The organism is Chromatiaceae bacterium, assembly GCA_016714645.1.
Lineage (GTDB): Bacteria > Pseudomonadota > Gammaproteobacteria > Chromatiales > Chromatiaceae > M0108.
In genome coordinates this window covers 95,585-109,957 of record JADKCI010000006.1, presented here as the reverse complement: position 1 = coordinate 109,957, position 14,373 = coordinate 95,585, and the positions used below count along the sequence as shown (strand labels likewise).

The following is a 14,373-nucleotide window of genomic DNA, read 5'->3' as shown; positions in this document are numbered from 1 at the left end:
CTCCTACTCCGCCGGCAGGCCCCGATCAAAGGCGTCATAGGCATTGACGATACGTTGCACCAGGGCGTGGCGCACCACGTCACGGGAATTGAAGAAGGTGAAGCTGATGCCCTCCACATGCCGCAAGACCTCGATGCCCTGGCGCAGACCCGAGGTCTGGCCCCGGGGTAGATCCACTTGGGTCACGTCGCCGGTGATGACGGCCGTGGAACCGAAACCGATGCGGGTCAGGAACATCTTCATCTGCTCCGGCGTGGTGTTCTGGGCCTCGTCCAGAATGATGAAGGCATCGTTGAGGGTGCGCCCGCGCATGTAGGCCAGGGGCGCGACCTCGATGACATGGCGTTCCATGAGCCGGGTCACCTTCTCGAAGCCGAGCATCTCGTAGAGGGCGTCGTAGAGGGGCCGCAGATAGGGGTCGATCTTCTGGGCCAGGTCGCCCGGCAGGAAGCCCAGGCGCTCGCCGGCCTCCACCGCCGGTCGCACCAGCAGGACCCGCCGCACCCGGTCCGTCTCCAGGGCCTCCACGGCGCAGGCGACGGCGAGATAGGTCTTGCCCGTCCCGGCGGGGCCGACGCCAAAGTTAATGTCGTGGCGCATCACCGCATCGAGATAGGCCTGCTGATTCGGCCCACGGGCGCGGATCAGGGCGCGTTTGAGCCGCACGGCCAATTCCGGGCGCTCCGCGTCCGCGTCGTCGAGCAGGGCCTCAACGCCCGAGGCCTGCAGTTGCAGGTGAATGGCCTCGGGGGTCAGCACCTCCTCCGCGGTCACGGCATAGAGACGCTCCAGGACTTGCTCACCGGCCCGTATCGCCTGGCCCTCGCCAATGAGGCGGAAGAGGTGGCCGCGATTGGCGATCTCGATACCCAGCCGGCGCTCGATCTGGCGCAGATGGGTGTCGAGCTGACCGGTGAGATTGGCGAGACGGATGTTGTCCTCGGGCGCGAGCCGGAGGTCGAGGGTTTCGGGTGTCTGGGACAAGGGGGGCTGCTGCAGGCTCTCAGGACAGGGGCGCCAGCACCCGTTCCCCGCGCAGGGAATTGGGCAGGGCCTGGGTGATGCGGACCTCGGCGAACTGGCCGATGAGGTCCGCGGGTCCGGCGAAATTGACTACCCGGTTGTTCTCGGTGCGACCGGCCAGCTCGCGCGGGTCCTTGCGGGCGGGCCCCTCCACCAGGACGCGCTCCAGGGTGCCGACCATGCGCCGGCTGATGCTCTGGGCCTGGTTCGCCAGCCGCGCCTGCAGGCGCATCAGGCGCTCCTGCTTGACCGGGTGCGGGGTCTCGTCCGGGTAATCCGCCGCCGGGGTGCCCGGGCGGCGGCTATAAATGAAGCTGAAGCTGGCATCGAAGCCGACGTCCCCGATCAGCGCCAGGGTGGCGGCAAAGTCCTCGTCCGTCTCGCCGGGAAAGCCGACGATGAAGTCCGACGAAATGCTGATGTTGGGCCGCACCGCGCGCAGCCGGCGAATTTTGTCCTGGTATTGGGCCGCCGTGTGACCGCGCTTCATGGCCGCCAGGATCGGATCGGACCCGCTCTGTACCGGCAGGTGCAGATGATCGACCAACTCCGGCACCTCGCCATAGACCTCGATCAGGGCGTCCGAAAACTCCACCGGATGAGAGGTCGTGTAGCGGATGCGGTCAATGCCCTCGATGGCCGCCAGATAGCGGATCAGCAGGGCCAGGTCGGCGACCTCGCCGTCATGCTGCAAGCCGCGATAGGCGTTGACGTTCTGACCCAGCAGATTGACCTCCCGCACCCCCTGGGCCGCCAGGCCCGCGACCTCGGCGATGACATCGTCGAAGGGCCGGCTGACCTCGGCGCCCCGCGTATAGGGGACCACGCAATAGGTGCAGAACTTGGAACAGCCCTCCATGACCGAGACGAAGGCCGTGGGCCCCTCGGCCCGCGGCGCCGGCAGACTGTCGAACTTCTCGATGGCCGGAAAGGACACGTCCACCCGGGGACCCTGCCCCGCCGCCAACTCCCGCAGCATCCCGGGCAAGCGATGCAGGGTCTGGGGCCCGAACACCAAATCGACGAAGGGTGCCCGCTCGCGCAGGGCCTCGCCCTCCTGGCTGGCAACGCAGCCGCCGACGCCAATCACCAGGTCCGGCCGCTGCTGCTTGAGGGGCTTCCAGCGCCCCAGGGCGGAAAAGACCTTCTCCTGCGCCTTCTCGCGGATGGAGCAGGTGTTCAGCAGAAGGACATCCGCCTCCTCGGCGCAGGCCGCCAGTTCCAGGCCATGGGACTCCCGCAGCACATCCGCCATGCGCGCGGAGTCGTACTCGTTCATCTGGCAGCCATTGGTCTGGATATAGAGTTTCTTCATCATGACCGGCAGAATAGGGGCAAAGGGAGGCAAAATCCAGCGAGCGGGCTCAAGCCGCAGGCCGGCTAACGGATCCAGGCCAACGATTAAAGGGCCCTGGATAGCCGGCCTCTGTCTTATTCCCCAGTCACGCTACGGCAGGCGGGGGGAGGGCCGAGGGCGGGCTAGGGCTCGATCAGATACTCTGCCTGGGTCATGGACCAGGATGTGGCGGATGGGCTTTTGGCCTGAAGCTGGGATAGCCGATCAAGGATACCGCTGACGGGGTCTTGCCCGGCTCCCGTCAGCCGCCCCCCATCCCGCAAGTCCCCGAGGTCCACCGCCTCCTCCGTGAGAATAGCCACCAGCCGGCCGGTGCCAGTGGGTTCACTGGCGGTGAAACTTAATCCCGACTGGGGCTCCGGCAGGGTGAGGGCCCGGCCCGAGCGCAGGCGGTTGTCGATGGCCCCGACAGCGCCCTCATCCAAGGGATAAACCTGGGTCAGCTCTCCGCCCGCATTCAGATCCACCACCAACAGATGGCCCTCCTGCTGGCTGGTGATGCGGAAGCGCATCTCCTGGCCGAGGCGAAAACGCTCCTTGGGCAGGATCTGAATGGCCAGCCGCGCCGGATTTTGGGCAACCAGCCCCGCGCCAGCGTCATCCTGTTTCAGCGTTTTGGTCTTGGCAGCGGCGGGTACGGGGCCCACGAGCTTACGGGCCAGCAGGTCAATCTGGTCGGGAATGTTGTTGCGATTCGTGGTCTTGATCTCGGCGGCGCTGCGAATGACGCCCGTACTGGTATCGATCAGGCGCGCCACGATGGAAATGGTCTCGCCCCACTTGATGGCGGTGCCGCTAACGATGGCCTCCACGCCATAGAGCCGGCCGGCCTCGGCGGCCAGAGTGGATTCGTCGGCCAGATGACTGGACTGGAGTTCATTTTCCTCGAATACCTTTTGGAGCAGCACCCGCTCCATGAGGGTAAAGCGGCCCGTCGCGGCCAAGGCGCCGATCATCCATTCACCGATGATGTCACCCGCGTCCGGAATGCCCAGATCACCGCGCACCTTGAATTGATAGACCGCTACCCGGGGCTTGGTGGGCTTTGTTTCCACGGCCTTTGCCGCTTGTTCGGCTTCTTCGTCGCCAGTGTCCAGGGCGGTTATTTCTCCCGGCGCCGGCTCCGCCGGGCGTGGCGCTGCTTTCTCCTGACCCCATTCCGCCAGGTCCACGGCGGAAACCTGAGCCCAGAGTGGCGGCGACGGTACCAGCAGGCCCGCCACCAGCAGCCAAGCTAGCCCTGGCCAGGGCGCCAGGAGGGAACGACAGCGGGCAAGGTTAAGACTGGCGGCTAACCGGGACCGGGATGGGATGCGGGTTTTCAAAGGGAATCTCCCGAGGTAAGTCGGCGGCGAGGGGCGGAGGCGGCGAGTCAGGGGGCGGTATAAAGACCCTGAATCCCCAATTGGCGGCTGCCCTGACGGAGGACGGCGATGACCGCCTCGACGGCCGGCCGGGGGGCGGGCTTGCCATCCAGAGACCTGAGCAGGGCCGCTAACTCACCCAGGGACTGGTCGCTGGCCACGGCGATGATGTGATCCGCGCCATAGGGTGGCGTAACCTTGAAGCTGATCTTGACCGGCCGGCCCGTGGGCACGGTGTCGGGATCATCCGGCAAGGGATAGTGAAAATTCAGGGTGCCGTCGCCCGAGAGGCTGAAAAACACCAGATAGGGCAGGCGGATGTCATCAATCTCGAAGGCCATCTCCTGGCCCTGGCGGTGGGTGCCATCATTGGGGAGCACGCGCATGGTCAAGCGGTCCCCCAACCGCTCGAACTTGAGCTTTTCCAGACCACTCCATTTATCGATGAGGGTTTGCAGCGCGGGCCGGACCAAATCCCGCGCCAGGACGTCCCCCTGCCCGGAGATCGCCTGGCGCGCGCGCAGATCGAGGATCAGATCGGCATCCTCGCCCTCGGCCACCCGGGCAATCCCGGTCAATTCCCCGGCCAGGGCGGCCGCGGAGCGTTCGTCCGACGCCAGAATGCGTACCCGCGCCTCCGGCCAATGGCTGGCCAGGGTGGCGGAACGCGTCGTGGCGGCAACCACCGGCAGGACGACTCGCCCCTCATCACTCATTGGCAGCAGGTTCGGAGTCTGCCGAGCCTCGGCAATGGCGCGCACATTGGCGCGCACAAAGCGGTTGATTTCGTCTCGGGTCAGCCGGGCGTCGCTATCCTGATCGGCCTGCCCCTCCAGGGCCCGGGCGAAGGCCCAACTCAGAGCCCCCCGCGGCGAAGGGTGTCCCTGGGTATCCAGAAGATCGACCTCGGGCACCTTTTGGTTTTCCTGCCCCGCGGCTAGAAAGGTCAGGCGGGGTAAGTCCTCCCCGCCCGAGCCGCCAGTGGCCGGAGTGGGAATTTGCAGATCGAGCTCGTCGTCGCTAATGGTATAGGCGCTGTAGCGCACCCGCCCCCCACCCGCGCGCGGATCCACGCCCCGGGTCAGGGTGCCGGAGTGACAGGCATCGGCGACGAACAACAGTTCCAGCCCCCGGTCGTTGGCCTCGCGAAACCATTGGTAGAGTTCATCATCCACCAGGCGTTCACGGGTCCCCGGGCCGGTTTCCGAGAAGCCCGCCAGCAGGAGCACCTCATCCTTGCCGTCCTGCTCGTTCCCCGCGACCCGCTCCGGCTCCTGCGAGCCATGACCGGCATAGGTCAACACCAGGGTATCGCCGCTCTGGGCACGCGAGAGCAACTCCCGCCAGTCCTGGACCAGGCGGTCCCGGGTCACGTCCTGGTTGAGGCGCAGCGTGAGATCCGCCACGCCGAGCTGGCGTAGTGCCTGGGCGACATCCTGGGCATCCGACACGGCGCCCTTGAGCGGGGAACCGTGTTGATAGGCATCAATGCCGATCACCAGGGCGCGGACCTCGGCCAGAGCGGAACCTGCCATCAGCCAACCCAGAGTCAGGGCGGCTTGGAGGCAACACCTGATGGGCCATGAATGATCTAGGGTTGCTGGAGCGGAACGGGACCTAGGAGCCTGCCGCCTGATCATGGTCATGTCCTCATTTCCGCACCAGTTCGACCCGGCGATTGAGTTCCCAGATTTCCTCCTGGGTATAGCGATCGGGATCGTCCAGTTTGATGGGCTGGGATTCACCGGCACCCTCGATACGGATACGGCCCCCGTAACCCTGATCTTTCAGATACTTGGCGAGAACCTCGGCCCGGCGTTTGGAGAGGATCAGATTTTCCTGGTCCGAGCCCCGCTCATCGGTGTGACCGACCAGCGTAATCTCCGCCGGCGCCTGCTTGAGGAGATAGGCCGCCAGATCGCTGGCCGCCTGCTCGCCCTTGGGCGAGAATTGGGCGGAGTAGCTTTCAAAGGTGACCGGGATGGGTACCCGCTGCACCGCCCAGCCGCGCACGGAGGTCAGAGCCAGGCCCTCGGCGGTGCCAGAGCGGTGATTGACGGGTACGGCCACATAACGCTCGGCCAGGAGGCGGGACTCCGCGGCCTTGCGGAAGATGGACTCAATCTGGGCCTCGGGGGGCGCCTTGGGCGTCGCCACCGGGTCATTGATCAAACCCAGGGCCTCCTGATAGGTCAGGGTCGCGACGTCGTAATGCTTACGCTCCAGTTCCAGATCGCCCAGCAGGGCCAGCACCTGCCAGGTACGGGCCACCGCCAGCGACTGGCGCAGGAGGGGCTCCTGATCCGCCAGGGTAGCGCCCTTGGCCAGACGACTCTGGACCTCGCGAAGAAATCCATAGGCCGCCACCCGGGCCAGGTTGACGCGAAAATCATCGGCGCAGCTGGGCTCGGTCGGGATCTGGCGGGCATAATCGGCGAGTGCTGTCACCTCCCCCGCCCGCGAGGCGTTCTGGATATCAGCGGCCAGGGTAGCGCAATCACCCCAGGTCAGGCCGGGGAGCCAGAGGCCAAGGATACCGGCAAGGAAACGGCAATAAGTCATCGACTGGATTCCTCGCTCGTGATGGCGGTGCGCCGGCTATTCACTCCCCGACCTGGGTCCGAACAGCCGCAAACATCGGGCTGGATTTTTCATTATTATAGGGTCGCGACAAGGGGTACGGGGAGACCTTGGATAATTCATGCCCTCCCTGGGGACATCATCCGCTTTGGCCAAGGTTCAAGGCCCAGCGCGCTTGGCGAAATGGGAGAGGGACAGTTGCGTCGTCAGTCTAACCTTGTGCTATTCGGCATCCTTGGCATTGCCCTATCCCTATCCCCGCCCATCCTAAAGGCCGATGGCTTGCCCACCGAGCCAATCCTCCGCCTGGAAACGGGCATGCATACGGGCCCGATCAAGCGCATCTCCGTCGATCAGGCGGGGGGGCTGCTGATCACCGCCTCCGACGACAAGACCCTGCGCCTCTGGACCCTCGATGACGGGAACCTGAGCAAGACCTTGCGGATACCGATCGGCGAAGGCGAGGAAGGCCGTCTGTACGCCGCCGCCCTGTCACCCGACGGCCAATGGATCGCCGCCGGCGGGGCCACCAAGGCCGGGACCGAGGGGCCGGGCAATTACCATCTCTACCTTTTCGACCGGGTCAGCGGCGAATTGCGGCAGCATCTGCTTGGTTTACCCAATGTCATCAACCACCTCTGTTTTTCCCGGGATGGCGGCTACCTGGTAGCCAGCCTGGGTGGCGACGGCATCCGCGTCTGGGCTACGGATGGCTGGCGGCAGGTGGCCAGCGACAGCGATTATGGCGACGCCAGCCACTGGTGCGACTTCGACGCCAAGGGCCAGCTGGTAACCAGTTCCCTGGACGGCCAGATCCGCCTCTACGACGACCAGTTCCATCTCGCGGCCAAGCGCGCGGCCCCGGGTGGCAAGGAGCCCTTCGCCGTCACCTTTTCCCCCGATGGCGCCCGGATCGCCGTCGGCTTCGCGGATGCCCCGGTGGTGAATCTGCTCTCTGGCAAGGATCTGCAACCCCTGGAGCACCCCAACCGGAAAGGGATAGACAACGGGGATTTGAGCAAGGTCGCCTGGTCCAGCGATGGCCAGCACCTGTTCGCGGGGGGTCGCTTCCAGCTCGACGGCAAGTTTCCGATCGTGGCCTGGGAAAAGGCTGGCAAGGGCGAAAGGCGCTTTTGGCAAGGCACGGGTAACAGCCTGGCTGACTTGAGGCCCTTGGCCAATGGCGGGCTCCTTGCCGCCACCAACGACCCCGCCTGGCTCAAGTTCAATCACGATGGGGACTTGATCCAGAAGCGGCGCACGGTGATTCCTGATTTACGCAATAAGCTCGGCGAGCATTTCCGGGTCTCCGCCAATGGGCGCCGGATCGCCGTGGGTCTCGGCTATGGCGGCGAACAAACCGTCATGTTCGATATCAATTCCAAGCGACTCTTCGAGGGCCAGATCAACGAGACCTGGCTGCTCCAGCAACGCCTGGTTGAATCAGGCTTCGACCCCGGTGGGATCGATGGCCAGGCGGGGCCCCAATTAAAGGTAGCCCTCAATCAATGGCGCCAGGCCCAAGGCATGGGTCCTGGCGGCCTGGACGATGCGGTGCGCCGCGGCCTGGGCATCAGCCCCCTGGCCGCGCCCCGCATCAAGGCTCAGGGCCTTAAGGTCAGCGACTGGGAGAACAAGCCGGGGCCTAAGCTCAATGACAAGGCCCTGCCCCTGGCACCGCACGAAACCTCCCGCGCCCTGGCCATCGCCCCCGATGGACAAAGCTTCCTGTTGGGCACGGCCTGGTATCTCCGCCGTTTCGACCGCCAGGGCCAGCCGGTCTGGCAGACCCAGGTCCATGACACCGCCTGGGGTGTCAACATCAGCGCCGATGGCCGGCTGGCCACGGCCGCCTTCGGGGATGGCACGGTCCGCTGGTACCGCTACGCCGATGGCCAGGAGTTACTGGCGCTGTTCGTGCACAAGGAGACCCGGGAATGGGTACTTTGGAGCCCGGATGGTTACTACGATGCCAGTCCCGGCGGGGACCGGCTGATTGGTTGGCACCTGAACCGCGTCGAGATGGGGGAGGGCCTGTCGGTGCTCAACCTGGTCCCAGGCTCCGCCGCCGCTAACGCGGGCATCCTCGCCGGGGACCAAATCGAATCGGTCAATGGCGTCCGGGTCAAATCGCGAGAGGAGTTGATCGAGGTCATCAACCAGACAGGCGCCGGTGAAGCCGTCCATGCCAATATTATTCGAGGCATGGAATATCTCACCTTCGACATCTTTCCCCAGCGATCGAACCCCCAGGCCCCACCCAAGGTAGGGGCGGTGGTCGGGCGGGCCATGACCCAGGCCAATGCCTCCGACTTCTACCCCGTCAGCAGTTTCCGGGAGCGTTTCTACCGTCCCCAGGTGGTGGCGAACATCCTGGAGACCCTGGACGAGGGCCAGGCGATTGCCAAGGCCAATACCCAGGGCGAAAAGACCCTGCCCAACCAAAGCGTAGCGACATCCCTGCCCCCCCTCGTCCAGATCATCAGCCCCCGGGATGGCGAGGGTTTCGCCCAAGGCCAGACCAGCCTCCGCTATCGCATCAAAAATCCCAGTGGCGAGCCCCTCCGCCCGTTGCAAATACTGGTGGACGGCCGGCCCCTGGATGCCCAACGGGGGCTCCAGCGCATTACCAAACAGGAAGAGCCTGCCCAGCCGGCGGCAGGTGAGGAAATCCTGGAGATTAGCCTGCCCGGCCGCGACCTGACCCTCAGCCTGGTGGCCGAGAATCGGTACGGCGCCTCCCCGCCCGAGACCATCAGGCTGCGCTGGGAAGGGGGCGGCCAGCCGGATGCATTCATTCTCCAGCCCAAGCTCTATGCCCTGGCGGCCGGGGTTTCGGATTATGCCAACGACAGCCTGGACCTCACCTATGCCGCCAAGGATGCGAAGGATTTCGGCGCCGCCCTGGAGCGCCAGTCCGGAGGTATCTACCGCGAGGTGATGGTCCGCATCCTGGAAAATCCGACCAGTGATGAACTTCTCGATGGCCTCGACTGGCTACGCCAGGAGGTCACCAGCAAGGACATCGCCGTCATCTTCGTGTCTGGCCACGGCGCGAACGACCCCGATGGCGACTACTATTACCTGACCCGGAATTCCGACCCCGAGCGCCTGCGCCGCACCGCCGTCTCCTCTTTTGATGTCAAAAAGACCCTCTCGTCCCTGCCGAGCAAGGTGCTGGCCTTCGTGGACACCTGCCATTCCGGCAACATCATGGGCGCGAGGCGGGGGGAGGTGGCCAACATAACCGGCGTCATCAACGATCTGACCGCCGCCGAGAATGGGGTGGTGGTCTTTGCCAGTTCCACGGGCAAACAGTATTCACTGGAAAATCCCGAATGGGGCAATGGGGCCTTTACCAAGGCCCTGGTGGAGGGTTTCGACGGGGCCGCGAACTATACCAAGGACGGCCGCATCACCATCAATCAGCTTGATCTGTATCTCAGCGAGCGCGTCAAATCGCTCACGGGAAACAAGCAGACCCCCACCACTACCAAGCCGCAGACCATTCCGGATTTCCCGATTGCCGTAAAACGGTAGGCGCCGGAGACGCAGGGTCAGGCTAAAAATCCATGGTAAGCAGCCCCTCGGGATCCTATAGTTAAGCCAAAATTTGCGGAACCCTTTTTCCATCCACACTAGATTGAATAGAGGAGAAGTTGAGATGCGTCGTCTCTTTGTCATGCTGTTGATGAGCTTGATACTGGTAGGCTGCCAAACGATCCCTCAGGGGGGCGGAACGGCAACGGATTATTACAACCAGGGTAGGGCCGCCTACGATGTCGGGGATTACAATGGCGCCCTCATGAATTTTCAGGAGGCGGTGCGCCTGGACCCCCGCTTTGGCGAGGCCTTTTATGGGCTGGGCAAGGCCTACGAGGGCCTCAACATGCAACCTCAGGCACTTGACGCCTATTTGAGCGCCATCCGTGTTCAACCCAGTCATGGCGGGGCTCAGGCCGGTGCCGGCATCATCTACTTCAAAATGCACCAATACGGTCCGGCTGAAACGCACCTGAAACAGGCTACCCAGTATTCTCCCGCCCAACCCATGCCTTTCTATTATCTGGGCGAGATTTATCGGATGAAGGGTCAGTGCAAGGCGAGTGTGGACATGTACAAAAAGGCGCTGGCGCTCAATCCCGGACTGTTGGATGCCCAGGAAGGCCTGCGTCGCGCGCAACGTGAAATTTGTGGCGGTGGTGGTGGTGGTGGGCAGCGTCCACCCAAGGTCGAAAGGGCCACGGAGTTCATGGGTGGCGGCCGGGCACTGAAGCCAGGCGAATGGTAGTCCCCATGGGCGCCATCATGCACGGCCTGGTCTTGATGGCGATCGTCGCTGTGCCGGCCCCGGTTTGGGCCGGCAACAGCACCCTGATGGAGCGCAATGCCGAGGAGCTCATCGACATCAACCGGGAAGTCTTGGAAGGGCTCAAGGCGGGTAGCCAGGACGGGGAGTACCGCCTGATGGCACGCATCGTCGAACAGAATGGCGAGCGCGTCATCAAGGTGGATCGCTTCGAACGCCTGGGACCTCCCGAGCCCGAGGCGGGTACCAGTCGGCCCTTCGAGCTTCAAACGACGGGTAATACGGGTGGAGGCAAGGAGGTGCTAGCCCCCTTTGGTGACCATGCCCCCAGCATCCGCTTTGGACCCATCCCGGCGTCTCACCGTACCAACCCACAGGGAGCCCCGTTAGCCGCCGCCCTCACCACGGCGCCACTCCCGATACCCCTGGCGGACGGACGGCAAAAACTGGAGGTCCTGTTTAATAGTCACCCCGACATCAAGATGATCGACCTATCCCCGGAGGATATAAAGCAACTGGCACCCCTAAAATCCATCAACATCGGCGGCGGCGCCACCCTGCTGTATTGGTGAAGAGCCCAAGGCTCCTTCATGGCGGGGAAAGCCGATCCAATGGCAATTAATTTTTTTGATAATTCCGAGGAGTAACAGATGACTCGCCTTTATTTTCGTTTCACCCTGGTAGCGCTGGCCTTGCTGCTAGGTAGTCAAGTAGCCATCGCGGGCAACAAAAAGCTGATGACCGTGAATGCCGCCAAGGTCGCCGCCGAGCGGGCCATCGTGGAAAGCGTGATCGGTCTCAAGGTGCGCAGTCGCGAGAGCGTCGAGGATCTGGTCGCGCAGGAGGTCACCGTCGATGCCAAGACCGCGGCCGCCATCAAGGGTATTGAATACACGGAGGCCATCTACGATCCCGACAAGGATATTGCCCAGGTGACGGCCTCCATCAAATTGGGAAGGGTGACCAACATCATCGGCAAGAACATCGATTTCGGCGGTCAGACCATTCAGCGCGTAGGCTTCGCGACCTCTACTCCCGAGATGGCGGGCCCCCTGCGCGCCCTGCGGGCCGCGGAACTGGACGCCTACAAGCAATTGGCCAAGACTATTATTGGCTTCAAGATTGACAGTAACACTTCGGTCAAGGATTTCATCCTGAAGTCCGACTCCATCCGCGCCAAGATGATGGCGGCGATTTATGGCGCGGAACTGGTGGGCTACCGCTGGGATGAAAACGGTGACGCCTATGTGAAGATGCGCCTGAAGTTCGGCTTTATACAGGATGTAGTGGGTCGCCGCCTCAAATACGACGGCGAGGTGATCGAGGTCGAAGGCATCGGTGCCCAGCATGACGACTTCAATCAGGCGCCGGCTAGTTTTGGCGGGGATGGCAATTTTACTGGCCGTACCCAGATCCGCGAGGGCACTATCAATGTACCCGTGGGCCCGGATGCGGTCCCGATCTTGCCGCCCGAGGCCCAGGGGGGCGGCGCCAACTTGCGCCCCTAGCGCGGAACGCGCCATAACCTGACCTTAGCCACCATGCTAGTTGGGACCGAAGCCGAGCCGAGATTCGCGGCCGGCTTCGCTCCCTTACGATCCAGATAATGTCGATCTCACGGAATGTTGACCGCGTCTTGGCGCCCATGACTGTCCGTGCGCGGATGGAGTGATGATGATGCGATACATGGCCTGCGCCCTCCGCCAGCTATTCCTCCTGTCTTTATTGGGATTCTTCAGCTTCCCGGCCCTTGCGGCGGACACCATTACCGTCACCGCCGAGGGATTGGCCGACCCCAACGCGGAAACCTACCAACGCGACAAGGGACTCATGATCGATGATCTGCGCCAGGATGCCCGGCGACAGGTCATTGAGAAGGCCGTTGGCGCCTTCATCGATAGCAGCACCCTGGTGGAGAACTATGTGCTGCTGGAGGACCGGGTCTTCAGCCAATCCACCGGGCTCATCAAGCGCGTGATCAAGGAGAGCAATCCCTGGCTCGGAGAGGATGGCTTTATGCACATGCTGATTCAGGCCGAGGTGTTTGTCACCGGAGTCGAAGAGGCCCTCCAGGAAATGTCGCGATCTTCGCGGGTCGGTTATATCCGGCAGTATGGCGATCCCAAAATATCCGTGGCGGTATTTGCCCAGGATGCGGAGCGTGGCAGTTGGGAGAGCCGTTCGGACATCGCCGAAAACATCCTCAAGGAGCATATCTCCGGCTTTGGCTATCGGGTCTGGTCGGAGGAAATGACCAAGAAAATCAAAGCGGAAATGAGAGAATCTTCCGAACTTGAGAATCAGGTGGATACCACCATTTCAGTCTCCCATCTTAAAGAGTCTGATTTTTCAATATATGGCAAGGTCAAATTCGATGTCCGGAGTGTCACCCTGCAGGCATCCGGGGTAAATGTTAAAAAACACATCATCACCTCCTGGACCGTCAAGTGCGTTGATAACCATACCGGCGAGGAGATTTACTTCAATAACAAGGTCCCACGGCGCCATAGCTGGGCGAGCGAGGACGAGGCAGTCCAGGACATCGGCAAGCTCATCGGTTCCGAGTTCTCCAAGGACTTCTTCGAACAACGTCTCATGAGCCCCAGCAAGGTTTATGAACTGCGCGTGGTGGGTCTCCCCAATTACGATGTCGGGGTCCTGTTCAAAAAGGAGCTTATCGGCCTCAGGCCGGTGATCAGGGTGGATTTCCGCAACTTCACCGCTAACGGGATTTCAGTTTATGAGATTGAGTTTGCCGGCAACAATAACAACTTTGCCGAGTTGGTCAACAATGTATTAATCAAACCCCTGAACGCCAAATTTGGCGAGAAGGCCTTCCAACTCGACTCGGTGGAGCAAGGTGTCGTCAAAGTCAGCTTCCATGGCAACAAGGACCTGGACCGACTGCTGGCGGATTTCAATTCCAAGCCGCCGGCCGCCCTGGCCGCCGCCACGCCGGAACGGTTGCGCCATATCGCCAAGGATGAGAACACCCTAAAGAAGCTGGAAGAGATCAATCCCGACGCAGTCGCCAAGCTACGCGGCGGGGGGGGCACGGGCTCCGAGAGCTACCGCCAGGTTAAGGATTTCTAAAGTGATACATCCTGGCGCCCTCGAATGAGGGGTCAAACACCATCGATGCGGGCTTCCCTGCCCGCCGTCGTAAATTCAACAAAGCATTAAACAGCGGCCTCGGTCCAACCCTTGTTGGTCTTGCAGGCCGTCGTCTTGCCCTGGATGGTCTTACCGTCCTTTTCGGCAACCTGCTCGATATTGCGGCATTGCTGACCGGAGGTATTGGTATAAATTTCGCCGGGGATGACGTAGCCGGTGGTCTTCTTGCCAGATTTCTTGGACGGGGTCGGAGATGTCCAGGCAATCTTCTGGTTCGGCTTGGCTACGGCAGCCCTCTGCATAGCCGCCTCCATGGCTATGCGCTCCTGCTCGTCCAATTGCGCACCAATAGCGGCACCAATAACACCGCCGGCGATGCCGCCAATCAGGGCCCCAATAAGTGGGTTGCCGCCACTGTTATTGGCGATAATGGCTCCCGCCAACGCCCCTCCGGTTGCTCCAACCGCAGTACCCGTGGCCTGGTTGGAGCCCGTGGTGGCGGTGCATCCACTCAGTCCCACACAGATCAAACAGGCGGCAATTGGCGTTCTGATATTTTTCATTTATTCGTCCTCAAGTCTATCCAGCTTGTACCCACCGGTGGCGACCGCCGCCGACAGCGTTGA

The 14,373-nt window shown here is 62.6% G+C and carries 11 protein-coding genes; 5 read left to right on the top strand and 6 right to left on the bottom strand.

Annotation, left to right across the window (positions count from 1 at the left end):
* Positions 1–3: 3 nt before the first annotated feature.
* From IPN92_20100 to IPN92_20080, 5 genes are all read right to left on the bottom strand, one after another.
* Positions 4–984 (bottom strand): PhoH family protein, encoded by a 981-nt coding sequence (locus IPN92_20100; protein MBK8640470.1) that lies wholly within the window; start codon positions 982–984, stop codon positions 4–6.
* 19 nt (positions 985–1,003) lie between these two features.
* Entirely contained in the window at positions 1,004–2,341 is a 1,338-nt protein-coding gene (miaB, locus tag IPN92_20095; protein MBK8640469.1) for a tRNA (N6-isopentenyl adenosine(37)-C2)-methylthiotransferase MiaB, read from the bottom strand.
* Positions 2,342–2,502: 161 nt separating this feature from the next.
* The gene (locus tag IPN92_20090; protein ID MBK8640468.1) at positions 2,503–3,705 is read right to left on the bottom strand and encodes a DUF4384 domain-containing protein; all 1,203 of its coding nucleotides are present in this window, start codon (positions 3,703–3,705) and stop codon (positions 2,503–2,505) included.
* 47 nt (positions 3,706–3,752) lie between these two features.
* Entirely contained in the window at positions 3,753–5,279 is a 1,527-nt protein-coding gene (locus tag IPN92_20085; protein ID MBK8640467.1) for a caspase family protein, read from the bottom strand.
* A gap of 115 nt (positions 5,280–5,394) precedes the next feature.
* The gene (locus tag IPN92_20080; GenBank protein ID MBK8640466.1) at positions 5,395–6,306 is read right to left on the bottom strand and encodes an OmpA family protein; all 912 of its coding nucleotides are present in this window, start codon (positions 6,304–6,306) and stop codon (positions 5,395–5,397) included.
* Positions 6,307–6,642: 336 nt separating this feature from the next.
* Between IPN92_20080 and IPN92_20075 the strand changes: the two genes are divergently transcribed.
* The 5 genes from IPN92_20075 (at position 6,643) to IPN92_20055 (ending at position 13,726) form a co-directional block, all read left to right on the top strand.
* Positions 6,643–9,864: a caspase family protein gene (locus IPN92_20075; protein ID MBK8640465.1), complete on the top strand. Its 3,222-nt coding sequence runs from the start codon at positions 6,643–6,645 to the stop codon at positions 9,862–9,864.
* Positions 9,865–9,988: 124 nt separating this feature from the next.
* Positions 9,989–10,615 (top strand): tetratricopeptide repeat protein, encoded by a 627-nt coding sequence (locus IPN92_20070; GenBank protein MBK8640464.1) that lies wholly within the window; start codon positions 9,989–9,991, stop codon positions 10,613–10,615.
* Positions 10,609–11,205 carry a hypothetical protein gene (locus tag IPN92_20065; protein MBK8640463.1) on the top strand — a complete coding sequence of 199 codons (597 nt, stop codon included), beginning with the start codon at positions 10,609–10,611 and terminating at the stop codon, positions 11,203–11,205. Before IPN92_20070 ends, IPN92_20065 begins: the two co-directional genes overlap by 7 nt.
* A gap of 78 nt (positions 11,206–11,283) precedes the next feature.
* The gene (locus tag IPN92_20060; GenBank protein MBK8640462.1) at positions 11,284–12,141 is read left to right on the top strand and encodes a hypothetical protein; all 858 of its coding nucleotides are present in this window, start codon (positions 11,284–11,286) and stop codon (positions 12,139–12,141) included.
* Between the two features lie 163 nt (positions 12,142–12,304).
* Positions 12,305–13,726 (top strand): hypothetical protein, encoded by a 1,422-nt coding sequence (locus IPN92_20055; protein MBK8640461.1) that lies wholly within the window; start codon positions 12,305–12,307, stop codon positions 13,724–13,726.
* A gap of 86 nt (positions 13,727–13,812) precedes the next feature.
* Here IPN92_20055 and IPN92_20050 read toward each other — a convergent pair whose 3' ends face one another.
* Entirely contained in the window at positions 13,813–14,310 is a 498-nt protein-coding gene (locus tag IPN92_20050) for a hypothetical protein (protein MBK8640460.1), read from the bottom strand.
* Positions 14,311–14,373: the final 63 nt, after the last annotated feature.

Excerpts from the sequence above, each read along its gene's own strand:
- IPN92_20060 (MBK8640462.1), top strand. The coding sequence starts at position 11,284 with ATGACTCGCCTTTATTTTCGTTTCACCCTGGTAGCGCTGGCCTTGCTG.
- IPN92_20075 (MBK8640465.1), top strand. The coding sequence starts at position 6,643 with ATGCATACGGGCCCGATCAAGCGCATCTCCGTCGATCAGGCGGGGGGG.
- IPN92_20085 (MBK8640467.1), bottom strand. The coding sequence starts at position 5,279 with ATGGCAGGTTCCGCTCTGGCCGAGGTCCGCGCCCTGGTGATCGGCATT.
- IPN92_20055 (MBK8640461.1), top strand. The coding sequence starts at position 12,305 with ATGATGATGCGATACATGGCCTGCGCCCTCCGCCAGCTATTCCTCCTG.
- IPN92_20050 (MBK8640460.1), bottom strand. The coding sequence starts at position 14,310 with ATGAAAAATATCAGAACGCCAATTGCCGCCTGTTTGATCTGTGTGGGA.
- miaB (MBK8640469.1), bottom strand. The coding sequence starts at position 2,341 with ATGATGAAGAAACTCTATATCCAGACCAATGGCTGCCAGATGAACGAG.
- IPN92_20065 (MBK8640463.1), top strand. The coding sequence starts at position 10,609 with ATGGTAGTCCCCATGGGCGCCATCATGCACGGCCTGGTCTTGATGGCG.
- IPN92_20070 (MBK8640464.1), top strand. The coding sequence starts at position 9,989 with ATGCGTCGTCTCTTTGTCATGCTGTTGATGAGCTTGATACTGGTAGGC.
- IPN92_20080 (MBK8640466.1), bottom strand. The coding sequence starts at position 6,306 with ATGACTTATTGCCGTTTCCTTGCCGGTATCCTTGGCCTCTGGCTCCCC.